The 17,291-nt window shown below is 74.2% G+C and carries 15 protein-coding genes and 1 pseudogene; 5 read left to right on the forward strand and 11 right to left on the reverse strand.

The window, feature by feature from the left end:
• Window positions 1-118: 118 nt before the first annotated feature.
• From AC27L3_RS17385 to AC27L3_RS17405, 5 genes are read left to right on the forward strand one after another with little or no spacing between them, the layout of a single operon-like run.
• Window positions 119-700: a type 2 periplasmic-binding domain-containing protein gene (locus AC27L3_RS17385; RefSeq protein ID WP_487234928.1), complete on the forward strand. Its 582-nt coding sequence runs from the start codon at window positions 119-121 to the stop codon at window positions 698-700.
• Window positions 697-1,992 carry a DUF6421 family protein gene (locus tag AC27L3_RS17390; protein ID WP_487234929.1) on the forward strand — a complete coding sequence of 432 codons (1,296 nt, stop codon included), beginning with the start codon at window positions 697-699 and terminating at the stop codon, window positions 1,990-1,992. The genes AC27L3_RS17385 and AC27L3_RS17390 overlap by 4 nt, the downstream gene beginning before the upstream one ends.
• Entirely contained in the window at window positions 1,989-2,978 is a 990-nt protein-coding gene (locus tag AC27L3_RS17395) for a DMT family transporter (protein ID WP_487234930.1), read from the forward strand. The genes AC27L3_RS17390 and AC27L3_RS17395 overlap by 4 nt, the downstream gene beginning before the upstream one ends.
• A complete protein-coding gene (locus AC27L3_RS17400; RefSeq protein ID WP_487234931.1) occupies window positions 2,975-4,249 on the forward strand; it encodes an ATP-grasp domain-containing protein in 1,275 nt (424 codons plus the stop codon). Before AC27L3_RS17395 ends, AC27L3_RS17400 begins: the two co-directional genes overlap by 4 nt.
• Complete coding sequence (locus AC27L3_RS17405) at window positions 4,246-5,124, forward strand: branched-chain amino acid aminotransferase (RefSeq protein WP_487234932.1); 879 nt, start codon at window positions 4,246-4,248, stop codon at window positions 5,122-5,124. The genes AC27L3_RS17400 and AC27L3_RS17405 overlap by 4 nt, the downstream gene beginning before the upstream one ends.
• A gap of 291 nt (window positions 5,125-5,415) precedes the next feature.
• Here AC27L3_RS17405 and AC27L3_RS17410 read toward each other — a convergent pair whose 3' ends face one another.
• From AC27L3_RS17410 to AC27L3_RS17460, 11 genes and pseudogenes are all read right to left on the reverse strand, one after another.
• Window positions 5,416-6,195: a thioesterase II family protein gene (locus AC27L3_RS17410; protein ID WP_487234933.1), complete on the reverse strand. Its 780-nt coding sequence runs from the start codon at window positions 6,193-6,195 to the stop codon at window positions 5,416-5,418.
• A gap of 14 nt (window positions 6,196-6,209) precedes the next feature.
• Window positions 6,210-7,184, reverse strand: a pseudogene (locus AC27L3_RS17415) (hydroxyacid dehydrogenase); the annotation flags it as partial.
• A gap of 38 nt (window positions 7,185-7,222) precedes the next feature.
• Window positions 7,223-8,221 (reverse strand): 2,3-diaminopropionate biosynthesis protein SbnA, encoded by a 999-nt coding sequence (sbnA, locus tag AC27L3_RS17420; protein WP_487234934.1) that lies wholly within the window; start codon window positions 8,219-8,221, stop codon window positions 7,223-7,225.
• Between the two features lie 42 nt (window positions 8,222-8,263).
• Entirely contained in the window at window positions 8,264-9,307 is a 1,044-nt protein-coding gene (gene sbnB / locus AC27L3_RS17425) for a 2,3-diaminopropionate biosynthesis protein SbnB (RefSeq protein ID WP_487234935.1), read from the reverse strand.
• A gap of 40 nt (window positions 9,308-9,347) precedes the next feature.
• Window positions 9,348-12,815, reverse strand: a complete 3,468-nt coding sequence (locus AC27L3_RS17430) for a non-ribosomal peptide synthetase (RefSeq protein ID WP_487234936.1) — start codon at window positions 12,813-12,815, stop codon at window positions 9,348-9,350.
• Entirely contained in the window at window positions 12,812-13,510 is a 699-nt protein-coding gene (locus AC27L3_RS17435) for a DsbA family protein (RefSeq protein ID WP_487234937.1), read from the reverse strand. The genes AC27L3_RS17430 and AC27L3_RS17435 overlap by 4 nt, the downstream gene beginning before the upstream one ends.
• Window positions 13,507-14,250, reverse strand: a complete 744-nt coding sequence (fabG, locus tag AC27L3_RS17440) for a 3-oxoacyl-ACP reductase FabG (protein ID WP_487234938.1) — start codon at window positions 14,248-14,250, stop codon at window positions 13,507-13,509. The genes AC27L3_RS17435 and fabG overlap by 4 nt, the downstream gene beginning before the upstream one ends.
• Entirely contained in the window at window positions 14,247-14,759 is a 513-nt protein-coding gene (locus AC27L3_RS17445; RefSeq protein ID WP_487234939.1) for a 3-hydroxyacyl-ACP dehydratase FabZ family protein, read from the reverse strand. Before AC27L3_RS17445 ends, fabG begins: the two co-directional genes overlap by 4 nt.
• Complete coding sequence (locus AC27L3_RS17450; RefSeq protein ID WP_487234940.1) at window positions 14,756-15,163, reverse strand: 3-hydroxyacyl-ACP dehydratase FabZ family protein; 408 nt, start codon at window positions 15,161-15,163, stop codon at window positions 14,756-14,758. The genes AC27L3_RS17445 and AC27L3_RS17450 overlap by 4 nt, the downstream gene beginning before the upstream one ends.
• Window positions 15,160-16,263: a beta-ketoacyl synthase N-terminal-like domain-containing protein gene (locus AC27L3_RS17455; protein WP_487234941.1), complete on the reverse strand. Its 1,104-nt coding sequence runs from the start codon at window positions 16,261-16,263 to the stop codon at window positions 15,160-15,162. Before AC27L3_RS17455 ends, AC27L3_RS17450 begins: the two co-directional genes overlap by 4 nt.
• Window positions 16,260-17,267, reverse strand: coding sequence for a hypothetical protein (locus tag AC27L3_RS17460; RefSeq protein ID WP_487234942.1), 1,008 nt, complete (start codon window positions 17,265-17,267; stop codon window positions 16,260-16,262). Before AC27L3_RS17460 ends, AC27L3_RS17455 begins: the two co-directional genes overlap by 4 nt.
• Window positions 17,268-17,291: the final 24 nt, after the last annotated feature.

Consider the following 17,291-nt stretch of genomic DNA (forward strand, 5'->3'; position numbering starts at 1 on the left):
GGCCGGGAACCATTGCCCCGGCTCCCACCCACTGTTTGGATCTTGAAGGGGCACCGGTCGCCCATTTCGGGGCACCGGTCGCGATTGCACCACTTTGCACCGCGTATGAGGGGGACCCTTGAGCCAGAACCACATCGGACCCGATCACGTCCGTCACCTGCACACGCTCGGCCCGCAGGGCACCAACCTGGAGGCCGCCTCCCACGAGTGGCTGCGCAGGCGCGGCATCACCGACGGCACGGTCGAGCTCCACTCGTCCATAGAATCCGCGCTCGAGGCCGTCCCCGCGGACGGGCGCCACGCCCTGACCGCCTGCGCCGTCTACCCGGCCCTGCACACGCTCGTCTTCGGCAATCTGCACCGGCTGCGCATGGTCGACAGCTTCGTGATGCCGACGCACAACATGGTGCTCGCCTCCACCGGTACGCAGCGGCCCGCATCGGTGGCCTCGCACCCGGCACCCACCGGGCTCGTCCCCGACGGCGCGACCGTCCACGAGGTGCTCAGCAACTCCCAGGCCGCCATCGACTGCGCCGAGGGCCGGGTGGAGGGCTGCATCACCACCATCGTCGCGGCGCAGGCCCACGGCCTGCAGGTCCTGCGGGACTTCGGACCGGTGCCCATGGTCTTCACCGTCCACCAGGTCCTGGCCGCAGGCGAGCCGGCGCAGCAGGAGCGGGCCCTGGAGCCGGCGCTGTGAGCGCCCCGGTGAGCGCGGCCCCCACCGCCGCTGTCGCGCCCGTTGCACCGGATCTCCTGGCCGAGGCCGAGGAGCTGCAGCGCACCCTGATCCCCCTGGTCGACCGCTTCCGCACCCGTCAGAACGACGACGGCACCGTCGCGCACCCCACGCCCGAGGACCGCGAGCTGCTGCTGGCGGTGCGTGAGCAGGCGTGCGCCTGGTACGCCCGGCACGGCCTGGCCCACCGGGGCGACGCCCTCGCCGCGGACGTCGACGGCTGGCTGGCGGCCGGTCTCGACACCCCGCCGCACTTCGCCCGCTCCCGGGACGCGCTGGAGGCGCCGGCCGACGGCGAGGCGGTGTTCTTCCTCGCCCCGCTGCAGTCGACCAACAGCGCCCCGCCCGTGGGCAAGCGGCTGGAGCTGTTCTTCGCGCTGCGCAAGGAGCCCGAGGCGCTGCCCACCCTGGCGCTGACCCACCCGCACCCGAAGAACAACTGCCAGTCGCTGGTGCTGATCACCGGCAGCGCGGGCTTCGCCGAGGGCAACTGCATCGTCTTCTTCCCCGAGAACGTGGCCGCGCACGACAAGGTGCGCGAGCAGCCCTACGCCATGTTCTTCTACAACAAGTTCCGCAGGATCCACGAGACGTACGCGCTGCCGGGCGCCGCGGCCGTGCTGACGCCGGAGTCCCTGCCGCGCGCCTCCACGGGCCTGGCACCGGACGTGTGCTTCGAGGCCCGCGCGATCTGGGGCTATCTGCACGACTCGCTGCACTACCAGGGCTCCTGGCCGTTCGACCAGCACATCTCCTTGAAGATGAACTGGTTCGTCGGCCTGCTGGAGGAGATCAAGGTCGATGCCAAGACCGTGCTGACCTGCATCGACGACGAGATTCCGTACGCGCGGGAACTGCTGGCCATGGTGCTGCTGGAGCGCATCTTCCGCTATCCGCAGGCGGACGACGCCACCCGCAACTTCGACTCCGGCACCGGCGTCCTCCTCTACTCCTGGCTGCGCGAGCACGGCGCGCTGACCGGCTCCCCGGCCGGCGGCGGGCTGCTGCACCTGGACGAGACGAAGGCCCTCGATGCCCTGCGGGCTTTCGTCGCGGCGGTCGAGCGCCTGGAGGACGAGGTCACCACCGACGAGGAGTACAAGGCGGCGGCCAAGGCCCTGGTGCGCACGTACCTGCCCGCGGGTGAGGAGAAGCAGCGCTACGCCTTCACCGAGGACCAGCGCACCCTGCTGCGCGCCAAGGGCGGGCTCGACCGGCTGCCGGCCCTGCGGTTCGGAACGGCCGAGTGGTGAGTGACGGTCCCCGGCAGGGCGGGGCGCTCGTCGTCCCCGCCCTGTCCGCGCTCATGGTGCTCCTGCTGGCCGCCGGCTGGCTGATGTCCGGCCGCCTGGTCAGCGACGCGCCCCCGCTGGCGGTGGCCGCGGGCCGCACCGCGGCCAGCTTCGCCACCCTCGTCGTCGTCGCGGCGCTGCGCCCGCGCACCTGGGCCGACGTGCGCACCGGCAGCCGCCGGGTGGGGGCGGTGGCGGTGCTGGCGTTCCTGGGCTTCTTCGCCTACTACACCGGCACGCTGCTGGGCATCGGCCGCATCGGGGCCTCCCGCGTCGGCCTGATCGTCTCGCTCCTGCCCTGCCTGACCTTCCTCATCGGCGTCACCGCCTTCCGCGAGCGCTCCAGCCTGCGCAAGGCCCTGGGCACGGTGGTGGCGGTGGCCGCGGCCCTGGGCTACGCGGCGGCCGACGGTCATGCGTCGAAGACGGTCAACGCGACGGGCGGCTCCCTGCTGACCGGTGCGCTCTTCGCCCTGGTCGGCACGTTCGCGTACGCGGTGTACGGCTACGTCTACCGCCACCGCATGGCCGACGTCTCGCCGCTCGCGGCGCTGCCGGCCGTCACGGGCGCGGGCACGCTCATGCTCGGGACGGCGGCCGCCCTCTTCGTCCCCCTGGGCGCGGTGTCCTGGGCGGACTGGGGCGGGATCGCCCTGCTGGGGGCGGTGCTGACCGCGCCGGTCTTCCTCATCTCCCACCAGCTCATCCTGCTCAAGGGCCCGCTGTTCACCTCGGCCCTGGCCCTGGTCGTGCCCTTCCTGGTGCGCCTGGGCGAGTGGGCCCTGGGCTGGGCCGGCGCCCCGGGCCCGCTGCCCGTCGCCCTGATCTGCCTGTGCTCGGCCGGCGTGTGGCTCACCGTCGGCGGGAAGGCTCCCGCTCCCTCCCCTGCCCGGGCGCCCGCCGGCGTCGGGACGGACGCCGCCCTCCACGAACAAGGAACACCGTGAACGCCGTGAACGCCGTGAACTCCCGCCCCACCGTCGTCCTCGTTTACCAGCGTACCTCCCTGCCCTGGGTGTTCGACAGCGCGCAGCGGGCCGGCATCCGCCTGGTGCTGGTGCCGCGGCCCGACGAGACCGTCGAGCCCGGCCGGCTGCCGGCCGCGGTCGCCGACGTGCTGCCGCTGGACGTGGAGGGCGACCCGGCCGGCGCCCTGGCCGCCCTGCAGCAGTACCACCGCGCGCACCCCTTCGACGGGATCACCACGCTGTACGACCCGGCCGTGCCCTTCGTCGCCGAGGCGGCCCGGGCGCTGGGGCTCCCCGGCATCCCCCCGTCGACGGCGGCGGGCGTGCAGGACAAACGCCTGATGCGCGAGCGGCTGGCGGCGGCCGGACTCAACGTGCCCCGCTTCCTGCGGCTCGACGACGGCGCGCCCGCCGACGCCGCGGACCTGGACTTCCCCGTCGTGGTCAAGCCGGCCCACGGCTACTCCAGCCTAGGGGTGACCCGGGCGGAGGACCCCGGGCGGCTCGCGGCCGTGGTGGCCGAGGTGCGCGAGGTCTGCGGCGGCGTGCTGGGCGCCGAACCGGCGCTGGTGATCGAGGAGTACCTCGACGGACCGGAGTACGCGGTGGAGTCGCTCGCCCACCGCGGCGAGGTGACGGTGCTGTCCATCGGCTACAAGGGCGAGCCCAAGGGCCCCTACTTCGAGGAGACCGTCTACCGCGCCCCCGCGGCCCTGCCGCCCGCGGTGCAGGAGGCGGTGGTGCGCGAGGTGACCGCCGCGCACCGGGCCCTCGGCGTCACCGACGGCCCCACCCACACCGAGCTGCGCCTGCGCGGCGGCACCGAGCCGTACCTGCTGGAGATGGGCGCCCGCGTCGGCGGCTCCGGCGTCTCCCACTACATCGCCTCGCACGTCACCGGCGTGGACCTGGCGGCCGACGCGCTGCGCGTCGCCGCCGGCCTGCCGCCCGCCTGCGCGGGCGCGCCGGTCACCGCCGTCGGCGCGGCGGCCAACTACATCGTGCCCTGCGGCGGCCACGGCCGCATCACCGCGATCCACGGCCTGGACGCGGTGCGGGACGACCCGCGCGTCGACCACGTGGTGCAGATGCTGCACCCCGGCGACGTCGTACGGCCCTACCCCGACTTCACCGGCTACCCCGCCTTCGTCCTCTCCCGGCACGCCAGCACCGCGGAGGCGGAGGAGTTCCACCGGCACCTGGAGAGCGCGATCCGCATCGACTACGCGCCCGAGGAGGGCACCCGATGAGCACCCCCCTGCCCTTCGACGACCGCGACGGCCTGATCTGGTACGACGGGGCGTTCGTCCCCTGGCGCGAGGCGCGCCTCCACGTGCTCACGCACGGCCTGCACTACGGCGGCGGCGTCTTCGAAGGCATGCGCGTGTACGACGGGCGCATCTTCCGCCTGGCCGAGCACTCGCGGCGACTGGCCGCCTCCGCGGCCGAACTGGGCTTCACCCTGCCCTTCGAACCGGCCGAGCTGGACCGGGCCGCCGAGGAACTCGTACGGCGCGCGGGCATCGCCGACGGCTACGTCCGGCCCGTCGCCTGGCGGGGCAGCGAGCAGCTGAGCGTCTCCGGGGCGGGCACCTCGGTGCACGTGGCCGTCGCCGCCTGGGAATGGCCGAACGTCTTCTCCTCCGCCGCACAGGAGCACGGCATCGCCCTGGGCACGTCCAAGTGGCGCCGCCCGGCGCCCGACACCGCGCCCGTACGCGCCAAGGCCGCGTCGCTGTACAACATCTGCACGCTGGCGCGGGATGCGGCCGAGGCGGACGGCTACGACGACGCCCTGCTGCTGGACTACCGCGGCTACCTGGCGGAGGCCACCGGCGCCAACCTGTTCCTCGTCGTCGACGGCGCCCTGCACACGCCGCTGGCCGACGTCTTCCTCGACGGCATCACCCGGCAGACCGTCATCGCGCTGGCGCACGAGGCCGGCATCGCGGTGCACGAGGGCCATCTGGGGCCCGAGGCGCTGGAACGGGCCCAGGAGGTGTTCCTGACCGGCACCGCGTACGAGGTGCAGCCGGTACGGGCCGTCGACGGCAGGCCGTACGAGATCGGACCGGTCACCCGGCACTTGGCGGACGCGTACGCCCGCCTCGTGCGGCAGGGCTAGCGCCCCTGCGGCTGCCGCCGCGCGGGCGCGTTCGGCCACCACGGCGCCCCGTAGGGGCGCGGGGAACTGCGCGATCGGCCCGCGACGGCCCGCAGCCGACCTGCGACCCCCGGGGCCCGGGCGCAGCACGGTACTCACGTGCGGGCACGCCGTGGCTTGTCGCGCAGTTCCCCGCGCCCCTACGGGGCGCTGTGGTGGCGCGCGCGACGAAGATCCGCCGGACAGGCCCTACGCGGCGGCAGCCGCAGATCGGCACTGCCCCGCGCCCCTGACGGGGCGGCGGACAGGCCGCTAGCCGGAAACCAGTTGGTCGGCCAGGGCGCCGACGAGGGCCGTGCGTTGGTCGACCAGGTAGAAGTGGCCGCCGGGCAGTACGTCCAGGGTGAAGCCGTGGGGGGCCACGTCGGCCCAGGCCGCCATGTCGGCGGGGGTGACGGCGGGGTCCTCGTCGCCCACGTAGGCGTGCACGGGGCAGCCGACCGGCACGGCGCTGCGCGGGCCGTAGGTGCCGACCAGGGTGAAGTCGGCCCGGATGGCGGGCAGGAGCAGCTCCACCAGGTCCGGGTCGTCCAGCAGCGCGTCGTCGGTGCCGCCGAGCCGGCGGACCTCGGCGATCAGGGCGGCGTCGCCCTCGGTGTGCAGGGGCCGGGGGGTCAGCCGGTGCGGGGCCTTGCGGCTGGAGACGTGCAGGGCGGCGGGGCGCACCCCGTGCCGGCTCTCCAGCCGCAGCGCCAGCTCGTACGCCAGCGAGGCGCCCATGCTGTGGCCGAAGAGGGTCAGCGGTACGTCCAGGAAGGGCAGCAGCGCCGCGGTGATGCGGTCGGTCAGTTCGGTCATGTCGTCGATGCAGGGGTCGGTCATGCGGTCGTGCCGGCCGGGGTAGCGGGCGACGAGGACCTCGGTGTCGTCGTCGAAGGCCGCTCCCCAGGGGTGGAAGAAGCTGGCCGAGCCGCCGGCGTGCGGCAGGACCAGCAGGCGCCGGCGCGGCGCGGCCGTCACCGCGTAGCGGCGGAACCACCGGATGCTGTCGGTGCTGTGCATGCTGCCGGCCTCCGTCCGTGCGGCGCTCATCGGGCGTACTCCATCGGCTGTGTGCCGGCCGTGGCGACCAGGGCGGCGAAGTTGACGGCCTCGGGCACGGGCAGTCCGGTCAGGGCCCGGCGTACGGCGGTGGCCACGCCCACTCCGGCCCGTTCCTGCGCCTCGGCGGTGCTCGCGCCGAGGTGGGGGGTGACGACGACGGAGTCCAGGGCGAACAGCGGGGACTCGGTGCACGGTTCGGTGGCGAAGACGTCGAGGGCGGCGCCGGCGACGCGGCCCTCGACGAGCGCCCGGTACAGCGCGTTCTCGTCGACGATGCCGCCGCGGGCGGCGTTGACGATGCGCACCCCGGGCTTGACGCGGCGCAGTGCGGCGGGCCCGAACAGGCCCGTGGTCTGCGGGGTGCGGGGCAGGTGGACGGTGAGGAAGTCGGATTCCGCCAGCAGTTCGTCGAAGGAGACCGGTAGGGCGCCGGCGTGGGCGGCGCTGGCGGGGGTGACGTAGGGGTCGTAGGCGAGGATGCGCATGTCGAAGGCGGCCATGCGGTGGGCCACCAGCGTCCCGATGCGGCCGAGGCCGGCGATGCCGAGGGTCTTGCCGGCCAGTTCGGTGCCGCCGAAGCGGCTGCGGGCCCAGTGGCCGGCGGTGAGGGCCGCGTGGGCCTGCGGGATGTGGCGGGCGAGGGCGAGCAGCAGGCCGACGGCGTGCTCGGCGGCGCTGACGACGTTGGCGTCGGGGGCGTTGACCACCAGGATGCCGGCCCGGGTGGCCGCGTCGACGTCGACGTTGTCCAGGCCCACGCCGGCCCGGGCGACGACCTTCAGGCGGGTGCCGGCGGCCAGGGCCCGGGCGTCGAGCCGGGTGGCGCTGCGCACGAGCACGGCGTCCGCTCCGGGCAGTGCGGCCCGCAGCGCCCGCGGGTCGGCGCCGGTGCAGTACCTGATCTCGAAGCCGGTGCCCAGGGCGGCGAGCGTGGCCGGGGAGAGCTCCTCGGCGATCAGCACCACTGGCTTGTCCATGACGAGTTGGCCTTTCGTGTGGGGTGATGCCTCGGCCGTCAGCTGGTGACCAGCTCGGCGGGGGTGGCCGGGATCCCGGCGTCCCAGGTGCGCGGGTCGCCGAAGTGCCGCTCCACCCATTCGGGGTCGTAGAGCGAGTCGAGGTAGCGGTCGCCCTGGTCCGGGGAGAGGGCCACGGCGGTGAGGTGCTCGCCGCGCGGGCGGCCGGCGAGCCAGCGCAGGGCGCCGCTGACGACGGTGCCGGTGGAGCCGCCGAAGAGGAAGCCCTGGCGGGCCATGGTGTGGCAGCACTCGAGGGTGTCGCGTTCGGGCACCATCACCACCTCGTCGACGAGGGAGGAGTCCAGCAGCTGCGGGCGCACGCCCGCGCCGAGCCCGGGGATGTAGCGGGGCACGGCGGGCCCGCCGAAGGTCACCGAGCCGATGCTGTCGACGGCGACGATGCGCACGTTTCGTTCCTGCTCGCGGAAGTAGCGGGCGAGGCCCATGAGCGTGCCGGTGGTGCCGGCGCCGACGAAGAGCACGTCGAGGTCGGGGAACTGCCGGGCGATGGCGGGTCCGGTGCTGCGGTAGTGCGCGAGCCAGTTGTGCGGGTTGACGTACTGGTTGAGCCAGACGTAGCGCGGGTCGAAGTCGCACAGCCGCTGGACGTAGTCCAGCCGGGCGCCGAGCAGGCCGCGCTCCTTGTCGGGGCGCGAGATGACCAGCACCCGGGCGCCGAAGGACTCCATCAGCCGCCGGCTCGCGGGGTTGCAGCGCGAGTCGGTGACGCACAGGAAGCCGTAGCCCCGGTGCGCCGCGATCATGCTGAGGGCGACGCCGAGGTTGCCGGAGGAGGACTCCACGAGCACGTCGCCGGGCGAGAGCAGGCCCTCGCGCTCGGCGGCGAGCACCATCCCCAGGGCCGCCTTCAGTTTGACGGAGCCGGCGAGGTTGATGCCCTCGTACTTGAGGTAGAGCGGCACGTCGAAGACCGGGCGCAGGTCGACGAAGACGTCGTCCGCGTTGATCTCGTAGGGGGCGGTAATGATCGTCACGGGATCACCAGTTCCCTGGGGTCGGTAGGGGTCGGGCCGCCGCTAGCCGGTGGTGCGGCCGTAGCGGTCGGTCTCGTGGAAGAAGCCCTCGACGTGGGCGAGCCGGCCTTCCTCGCGCAGCCGGTCGTGCACGTAGCGGCCGAGGGCGATGTCGAGGACGCCCAGGCCGAAGGGCGAGAAGACCACGGGCCGGTCCGCGGGCAGCTCGACGCGGCCTTCGAGGACGTCGAAGAGGGTGCCGTCGATGAAGTCGCGGTTGCCGGTGAGCTGTTCGGCCAGGTGCGGGGAGGTGTCGGCCTTCAGGCAGTGCTCGACGTCGTCGAGGATGTTGGTGGAGGCCAGCAGGATCTCGGGGGCGAGGTCGCGCAGCGAGACGTTGAGCACGAGCGGGTTGTGGGAGAACCAGGCCGGGTCGTGCACGTGCGGGGTGCCCGCCACGGTGGCGAAGACCACCAGGTCGCTTGCGGTGATGAGCTCCTCGGCGCTGTCGTGCACCACCACCGGGGCGTCGCCGGGGGCGGAGGTGAGGTAGTCGGCGAACGCCTCGGCGTGGGTCGCGGACAGGTCGTGCACGCCCAGCTCGTCGAAGTCCCAGCCGCTGGCCTGCAGGTAGTGGTGGACGTAGCGGGCGATGAGCCCGGTGCCGACGAAGCCGATGCGGCGCGGTCGCGCGCCGCGGCTGAGCCGGTCGGCGGCCAGCGCCGCGGAGGCGGCGGTGCGGGAGGCGCTGATGATGGAGCTCTCCAGGCACGCGAACGGGTAGCCGGTGACGTGGTCGTTGAGGATGAGCACGGCGGAGGCGCGGGGGATGCCGGCCGCGACGTTCTCGGGGAAGCTGGAGATCCACTTCAGGCCGTCGGTGGGCTTGTCGCCGCCGACGGAGGCGGGCAGGGCGATGATGCGGGCGCTGGGCCGGTCGGGGAAGCGCAGGAAGTACGAGGGCGGGTTCACCGAGCTGCCGCGGCCGTGCAGCGTGTAGACCTCCTCCACCAGGTCGAGGACCTGCTTCTCGTGGCCCGTGAGGACGTCCGCGACCTGTGCGCCGGTGATGACGGCGAAGGGCGGCACGAGGGGCTGGGGGGACATGACGTGCTCCATCCGTGGGTGGGTGTGCGGGTGCGGTGCGTCAGCCGAGGGCGGGTACGGTCACGGGGTCGCCGAGCATGACGGCGATCTCGCGGCGGCCCTCGTAGGGCTCGCGGCTGTGGGCCATGCGCAGGTTGTCCACGACGAGCAGGTCGCCGCGCTGCCACTCCTCGCGCAGGGTGTGCTTCTCGTAGACCTCGTTGATGGCGAGCACGGTGTCCTCGTCGAGCGCGGAGCCGTCGCCGTAGCGGCTGTTGAACGGCAGGCCGTCGTCGCCGAACTCGAACTTCAGGTACTCGCGGATCACCGGGTCGAGCGTCCACTCGTTGAGGAAGGCGATCTGGTTGAACCAGGCCCGCCGGCCGGTGACGGGGTGGGTGAGCACCGCGGCCGCGCGCTGGCGGGTGCGCAGGTCGCCGCCGGGGAGCCAGGTGCAGCCGATGCCGCGCTCGGCGCAGTACGCCTCGATGCCGGCCCGGTCGGCGGTGCCGAAGGACTCGGCGAGGGAGACGCCGACGGTCTCGGTGTAGTTGCGGTCGAGCAGCCAGCCGAGTTCCTCGAAGCGGGCCACGAGGCCGGCGGGCAGCGCCTGCAGGGCGTCCTGGGAGTCGGCGACCCCGGTGACGCCGCCGGACTGCGGTGCCGTCAGGCAGGCGAAGAGCAGCGTGCCGGGCACCTCACGGGCGTAGGAGAGCTCGTGGTGCATGCACATGGGCTGGTCGGCGGGCCACTCGGAGGAGGAGTACACGCCCTCGGCCAGGGTCTGCCGGGTGGCGAAGCCCTCGCGTTCGGTCATCACCTCGTGCAGCAGTGCCCGGCCCACGCGGCCGACGGTTGCCGCGTCGGTCAGGCCCAGGCCGCGGACGAGGAGGGCGCCGTGCTCGGCGACGGTCGCCTGCAGCCGGGCGCGGTGCTCCGCCGCCCAGGCGGCGGGGTCGGCCGGTGCGGGGCCGTCGAGGACGAGCACGGCGGGCCGGCCCTCGGTGCGCACCACGTCGAAGGGTGCGGCGGCGTCGTCCGGGGTGCGCGGCGCGGCGGTGGCGGGGACGCTCGTCGCGGTACGGGCGGCGGGTGCCGCCGTCTGCTGCGCGGGGGCGGCGGTCTCCTGCACGGGCGCGCCGTCGAGCAGGGAGGCGAGCGCGGTGAGCGTGGGGTTGCGCCGTACGTCCTGGAGGGTGAAGGCGCGGGCCATGCGCACGACGAGCTGCACCGCGGAGAGGGAGGTGCCGCCGCGGTCGAAGAAGTCGTCGTACCGGCCGATCTGTGCGACGGGCAGCTTGAGCACGGCGGCCCAGGCGTCGGCCAGGCGGCGCTCGGCGTCGGTGCTCGGCGGCTCGTGCGCCACGGTGTCCTGGGGCGCGGCGAGTTCGGCGGCGAGGGCGATCAGCGCCCGCTTGTCGGTCTTGCCGTTGGGCGTGAGCGGCAGGGCGTCGAGGCGCTCGAGCCGGCCGGGGACCATGTAGGGCGGCAGTGCCCGGGCCAGGTTGCGGCGCAGCTCGTCGGCGGGCAGGTCGGAGCCGGTGTGGAAGCCGACCAGGTGGCGGCCCTCGTCGGGGCTCTCGACGACCACGACGGCGCTGTCGCGCACGCCGGGCAGGCGCAGCAGCTGGTTCTCGATCTCGCCGATCTCGATGCGGAAGCCGCGGATCTTGACCTGGGCGTCGCGCCGGCCGAGGAACTCCAGGGTGCCGCCGGGCAGCCAGCGGCCGAAGTCGCCGGAGCGGTACAGGCGCTGGCCGGGGCGGTGCGGGTCCTCGCCGAAGGCGGCGGCGGTGCGCTCGGGGTCGCCCACGTAGCCGCGGCCGACGCACACGCCGGAGAAGACGATCTCGCCGGGGGCGCCGAGGGGCACCGGGCGCAGCTGCTCGTCGACGACGTAGACGCGGGCGTTGGCGACGGGCCGGCCGAGGGGGACGGAGTCCCACTCGGGTGCGGCGGTCATGACCTCGTGGTTGGTGTCGTCGGAGGTCTCGGTCAGGCCGTAGGCGTTCATCAGGGCGATGTGCGGGAAGCGCGCGAACCAGCGCACGGCCAGTTCCTTCTTCAGCGCCTCGCCGGTGACGGACACGCAGCGCAGGGCGGGCAGCTCGCGCGGGCTCTCCTCCAGCCGGGCCAGGACCACCTCCAGGTACGAGGGGACGGCCTGCAGCACGGCGACCTCGCCGCGCTCGACGGTGTCGAGGTAGCGGTCGACGTCGAGGATGGCGTCCTGTTCGACGATCAGGGTGCGGCCGCCGACGACGAGGGCGGCCAGCAGCTGCCACAGGGAGATGTCGAAGGACTGCGGGGCGGTCTGGGCCACCACCTGGCCGGCGGCGATGCCCTGGTCGTCGATCTTGGCGTAGAGGTGGTTGACGAAGCCGGCGTGCTCGCACATCGCGCCCTTGGGCTCGCCGGTGGAGCCGGAGGTGAAGTACAGGTACGCCAGCTGGTCGGCGGCCACGGGCACGCCGGGGTCGGTGGCGGGGCGGTCCTCGGCCACGCCCGCGGCGACGGTGAGCGTCGGCAGGTCCTCGGGTGCCGCCAGGCGCAGGTGCGTGGTGCTGCCGTCCTCGGTCAGGACGAGCCGGCAGCCGCTGCGCCGCAGGGTGCGGGCCATGCGGTCGACGGGCGCGGCGGGCTCGACGGGCAGGTAGGCGGCGCCGGCCTTGAGGATGGCGATGACGGCGGTGAGCCAGTCGAGGTTGCGTTCGGTGACGACGGCCACGACGGCCTCGGGGCCGATCCGGCGGGCGAGCAGCGCGTGGGCGAGGCGGTTGGCGCGGGCGTTGAGCTCGCCGTAGGTCAGGGTGCTGCCGGCGTGCTCGGCGGCCACCGCGTCGGGGCGGGCGGCGGCCTGCTCCTCGAACAGCTGGTGGAAGCGCCGGTCGGGCAGCGGGCGCACGGGACCGGCCAGTTCGTGGATCTGGTGGTGGTGCTCCTGCGGCGAGAGCAGGCTGCGCTCGCGCACGGCGGAGGCGGGGTGCTGCGTGAGGTGGTCGAGCGCCGTGAGGTGGTAGCCGGCGATGCGGCCGGCGGCCTCGGCGTCGAGGACGTCCGTGCGGTAGCGCAGCAGCAGTGCGGGGCCGGTGGGGGTCAGGCGCAGCACGGCGGCCAGGACGGTGCCGGGGTGCGGCTCGGGCAGGGCGCCCTCGGGGTGGGCGAGGTCCAGGGCGGTCTCGAAGGCGCCGGCGGCCGCCTCGCCGGCGGCGGCGCGGGCGGCGCCGGCCAGCAGCTCCTCCCATGTGCCGCCGTCGGCGGTCAGGGCGAGCGGCCGCAGGGCCCCGCCCGCGGCGGGCGGTGCGTAGCCGGTGAGCACGGTGCTCTCGCCGCCGAGGGCGGCGAGGACGGCGGCGTGGGCGGCGAGCAGGACCGGTCCCCAGCCGGTGCCGGTGCGCCGGGCGAGCAGGCGGACGCGGGCGGCGAGCCGGGCGGGGGCCGGCATGCTCACCTCGGCCCAGCGGGCCTCGGCGGTGCCGGGCACGACCCGGCGGGGTACGAGCCGCTGGGGGGCTGCGGTGGTGGTCATGGCGTGCTCCCGTCGGCGGCCTGGGCGGCGTAGGGGGTGGCGGTGAAGGGGGCGTCGCTGACGCCGTCCCACTCCTCGCCGCGGACGGCGGCGACGAACGCGGAGACGCGCTCGGCGCCCCAGAACGCCTCGCGGCCGTTGAGGAAGAAGGGGACGCCGAAGGCGTCGTCGTGGTAGGCGGCGATCAGGCAGGCGACGCCCTTCAGGCGCAGCACCGGGTCGTCGACGGAGTCGCCGAGGGAGGCGGGAAGGCCCAGTTCGGCGGCGATGGCGGCGATGGTGGCGCGGTCGGAGAGGTCGCGGCCCTCGTGCCAGCGGGCGCGGTAGGCGAGGTCGACGAACCGCCGGCCGCAGCCGGCCTCCTCGGCGGCGATGTAGGCCAGGTGCGCGACCTCCCAGTGCGGGTCGCGGTCGACGGGCCAGGTGACCTGCCAGCCGCGGGCGTGGGCCCAGCGGCGGGCGTCGCGCAGGATGTAGAAGTTCTTCGAGCGGTGCATGGGCATGACCGGGAGGGTGACCCCGGCCTCGTCCAGCAGGCGGGTGGACTCCTCGTCGGGCTCCCAGTAGGGGATCCACTCGATCTCGTCGAGGATGTCGGGGTGGTTCTCGCTCAGGTCGCGGTAGGCGAACCACGAGTAGGGGCTGCGCAGCGAGAAGTACCACCTGGGGTTCTTCTTGCGCCGTCCGGTGCTCACAGGGATATCCCCCCGTCGATCTGGAAGACGGATCCGGTGATGTAGCCGGCGCGTTCGCCGGCGAGGAAGGCCACGAGCTCGGCGACCTCCTCGGCGGTGCCCATCCGCCCGAGCGCGACGCCGGCGAGGGCCGCCTCGCGCTGCCGCTCGGGGACGGCGGTGACCATGTCGGTGTCGACGAAGCCGGGGGCGACGGTGTTGACGCGCACGCCGTAGCGGCCGGTCTCCTTGGCCAGGGAGCGGGAGAAGCCGATGATGCCGGCCTTGGTGGCGGCGTAGTTGGTCTGGTTGGCGTTGCCGTAGATGCCGGCGACGGAGGAGATGTTGACGATGCTGCCGCGGCGGCGCTTCATCATGGCGAAGGCGGCGGCGCGGCAGACGTGGAAGACGCCGTCGAGGTTGGTGGCCACGACCGTGCGCCACTCCTCGTCGCTCATCAGCACCAGGCCCTTGTCGCGGGTGATGCCGGCGGAGGTGACGGCGGTGTCGAGGGCGCCCAGTTCGTTCTCGGTGGCGCCGACCCAGGCGCGGACGGCGGCGCCGTCGGCGACGTCGACGCGGTGGTGCAGGACGCGGGCGCCCAGCGCCTCGGCCTCCTTGGCGACGCGGTCGGCGGCGTCCTGGTTGGAGTGGTAGCAGAAGCTCACGTCGTAGCCGTCGGCGGCGAGCTTGAGCACGACGGCCCGGCCGATGCCGCGGGAGCCGCCGCTGACGAGCGCCACGGGCCTGTTGTCGGTCATCGGTCGGCCTTCCTCACGGGGCTTGCGGGGTCGGTTGCGGGCGCCTCGGGGCGCAGCAGGGTGGCGGGGCGGAAGGCCATGACCATGCTGGAGACGGTCATGACGGTTTCCTCGCCGCAGTGGCTGGTGCCCTCGAAGACGACGGAGTCGGCCAGGGCCCTGCTGATGCGGACGCGGTGTTCGAGGACGTCGCCGGGGTGCACGGGCCGGTGGAAGACGGCGTCGGCGACGGAGCCGAAGAGCATGACCTGCCCCTGGGGGGTGTCGGCCATGGCGGAGGCGAGCAGGCCGGCGCTCTGGCCCCAGGACTCCACGAGCAGGGAGCGCGGGTACTCCAGCGGGGCGCCGGCCGGCAGCCGGTCGTACCAGGGTTCGTTGAGGGTGACGGCCTTGACGGCGCGGATGCTGCTGCCGGGGACCATGTCCAGGACGCGGTCGACGAGCAGCATGGGGTAGCGGTGCGGCAGCAGGTCGGTGACCTGCGGCAGGGTGGGGGCGGCGGCGGTCACCGGGCGTCTCCTTCGGTCGCGAAGCGCAGCCGTACGGAGGCGGCCCTGCCGCGCTCGGTGGTGGCGGTGGCGCGGCAGACCAGGCCGGCCGGGGTGCGGCGCCAGGCGAGGTCGAGGGTGAGGGTGTCGCCGGGGTAGACCGCGCCGGCGAAGCGGGCGGACTCCACGGCGGCGAGGTCGCCGGCGGCGGGGGCGGCGGGCCCGTCGGTGGCGGCCCGCTGCACGCATTCGAGGACGCAGACCCCGGGGAAGATGGGGAAGTCGGGGTAGTGGCCGGCGAAGACGGGCTCGCCGGCGCCGATCTCGGCGCGGGCGCTGCTGGCCAGGCCGTCCTCGGTGCGGGCCAGCACGTGCACCTCGGCGCGGACGGGGCTCGCGCCGCGCACGGGCATGGTCGTGCTCATCGGCCCACCAGCCTCAGGACGGCGCAGGCCAGGGAGCCGTCGCGGTCGGCGGAGGTGATGACGGCGACGCGGCCGGCGGCCGCGGGGTCGTCGGCGGCGGTGGCCAGGACCATGGCGATCTGGAAGGAGCCGGAGGCGGCGGAGACGTCGCCGATGCGGGCGACGGCGGGCACGCGGCCCAGCGCCTCGGTGCCGCAGATCTCCTCCAGCACCTCGTGTTCGAGGTGGCCGAGGCGGCCGGGGGCGTCGCCCGGGGCGGCGGCCCAGACCTCGGCCGGGTCGGTGCCGGCGGCGGCCAGGGCGTCGCGCACGCAGTCGGCGAGGACGTCGCGGACGCGGGCGCCGGTGGCCACCCGGCTGCGCACGGCGAGGACTTCGGCGAGCGGCGGGCGCTCGGGGCGGTGGCTGCCGGCGGGCTGGACGAGCAGGACGGCGGCGCCCTCGCCCAGTGGTACGCCGGGGGCCTCGGCGCCCCGGCTGTGCCGCTCCAGCCAGTAGCGGGCGGCGGAGTACTCCTCGGCGGCGGCGCACAGCACGGTGTCGGCGCGGCCGGAGGACAGCAGGCGGGTGGCGTAGTTGAGGGACAGCAGCCCCGCGGCGCGGCCGCCGGCGAGGGTGGTGTTGGGGCCCTTGATGCCGTACCAGATGGCGCACTGGCCGGCGGCGCAGTTCATGACGGCGTTGGGCATCACGGCCGGGTCGACGTCGTAGGGCCGCTCGCCCTGAAGGGAGCTGCGGGTGAAGTCCATCATGCTGGCGGCGCTGCCGGTGGTGGTGGCCAGTACCAGGGCCGCGCGCTCGCCGGTCTCGCTCTCCGCGGCGCTGCCGGGCTGCTTCAGCAGGGAGCCGACGGCGGCGACGGCGAGGCCGGTGACGCGGTCCATGGAGCGGGTGCCCTTCTTCCCGAGCACCTCGCGGGTCTCGAAGCCGGGCACGAGGTGGGCGCGGGTGGTGGGCACGCCCCAGCGCTCGGTGTCGACGGGGGCGACGGTGGTGCGCCGGTCGCGCAGCCCCTCGGTGAACGCCTCGGCGCCGATGCCGTACGGGGAGACCGCCGACCAGCCGGTGATGACGGCGCGGGCGGGGGCGGGGGCGCTCATGCCGCCGCCTTGCGGGGCGTGGACAGGGCCGCGAGGGTGGCCTCGTCCATGTCGGCCATCTCCCACTGGTTGGGGGCGGTCTCGGTGAGGTAGCCGTGGGTGATGGTGCCGGTGGCGGTCTTCACGAGCTGTCCGTCGCGCAGCACGTAGCAGTCCATGCGGTGGGTGTAGAGCAGGGACTTGAAGATGTTCTCCACCGTGTAGACGGTGTAGAGCTCCTCCTCCATCAGCGTCTCGTCGAGGAGTTCGATGCGGGACTGGGTGACGACGGGGATCCAGCCGCGGCCGTCGAGGACCTGCTTGATGGCCAGGCCCCGGTCGGCGAGGAAGAGATCCTCGGCCTCCTCCATGATGCGCAGGAAGCCGGACATCTGGACGCGCTCGTTGAAGTGGCAGTAGAAGTACGGCATCCGCCAGCGCCAGCCGAGGGCGTTGGTGTCGCCGACGAGTTCGGCGAGGACGGGGTCGGCGGTGGTGCCGCGGCCGGCGGTGAACTCTCCGTACGGCAGCGGGGCGGCCGTGACCTCCCGGCGCTCGCCGGTGCCCAGGCGGGCGGTGGCGAAGCGCTCCAGGCCGGCCGGCCAGGGCTCCTCGGCCTTGATGTGGTCGTCGATGCGCAGGGCCACCCGGACGGTGGAGCCGGCGCACTTGAGGCGCTTGCCGTCGCGCTCGACGAACATCTCCACCTTGAAGCGCAGGCGGTCCTCGCCGTCCTTGGTGGCGGGGGTGACCCGGGCCTCGACCTCGTCGTCGACGGCCAGCAGGGCGCCGAGCCGGGAGTGGACGTCGACCACGTCGAAGCCCAGGCCGTGGCGCCGGTAGAGGTCGCCGGCGGCGAGGCCGGCCTCGCGGAAGTGGTGCAGCACGGCGGCTTCGGCGAGGTAGTTGATGTGCTTGAAGCCGATGGCGAAGCTGATGTTGTTGCCTTCGAAGCCGGGGCGCAGCCGCCCCGTGGTGGGGTTCTCCAGCAGTGCCGTCATGGCGGGATGGGGCGTCGGGCCCATCACGGACTCCTTCTCGTCGGGCGT

The organism is Streptomyces sp. PKA51 (assembly GCF_057552455.1).

Excerpts from the sequence above, each read along its gene's own strand:
- AC27L3_RS17450 (WP_487234940.1), bottom strand. The coding sequence starts at position 15,163 with ATGAGCACGACCATGCCCGTGCGCGGCGCGAGCCCCGTCCGCGCCGAG.
- AC27L3_RS17410 (WP_487234933.1), bottom strand. The coding sequence starts at position 6,195 with ATGAGCGCCGCACGGACGGAGGCCGGCAGCATGCACAGCACCGACAGC.
- AC27L3_RS17405 (WP_487234932.1), top strand. The coding sequence starts at position 4,246 with ATGAGCACCCCCCTGCCCTTCGACGACCGCGACGGCCTGATCTGGTAC.
- fabG (WP_487234938.1), bottom strand. The coding sequence starts at position 14,250 with ATGACCGACAACAGGCCCGTGGCGCTCGTCAGCGGCGGCTCCCGCGGC.
- AC27L3_RS17430 (WP_487234936.1), bottom strand. The coding sequence starts at position 12,815 with ATGACCACCACCGCAGCCCCCCAGCGGCTCGTACCCCGCCGGGTCGTG.
- AC27L3_RS17455 (WP_487234941.1), bottom strand. The coding sequence starts at position 16,263 with ATGAGCGCCCCCGCCCCCGCCCGCGCCGTCATCACCGGCTGGTCGGCG.
- sbnB (WP_487234935.1), bottom strand. The coding sequence starts at position 9,307 with ATGTCCCCCCAGCCCCTCGTGCCGCCCTTCGCCGTCATCACCGGCGCA.
- AC27L3_RS17460 (WP_487234942.1), bottom strand. The coding sequence starts at position 17,267 with ATGGGCCCGACGCCCCATCCCGCCATGACGGCACTGCTGGAGAACCCC.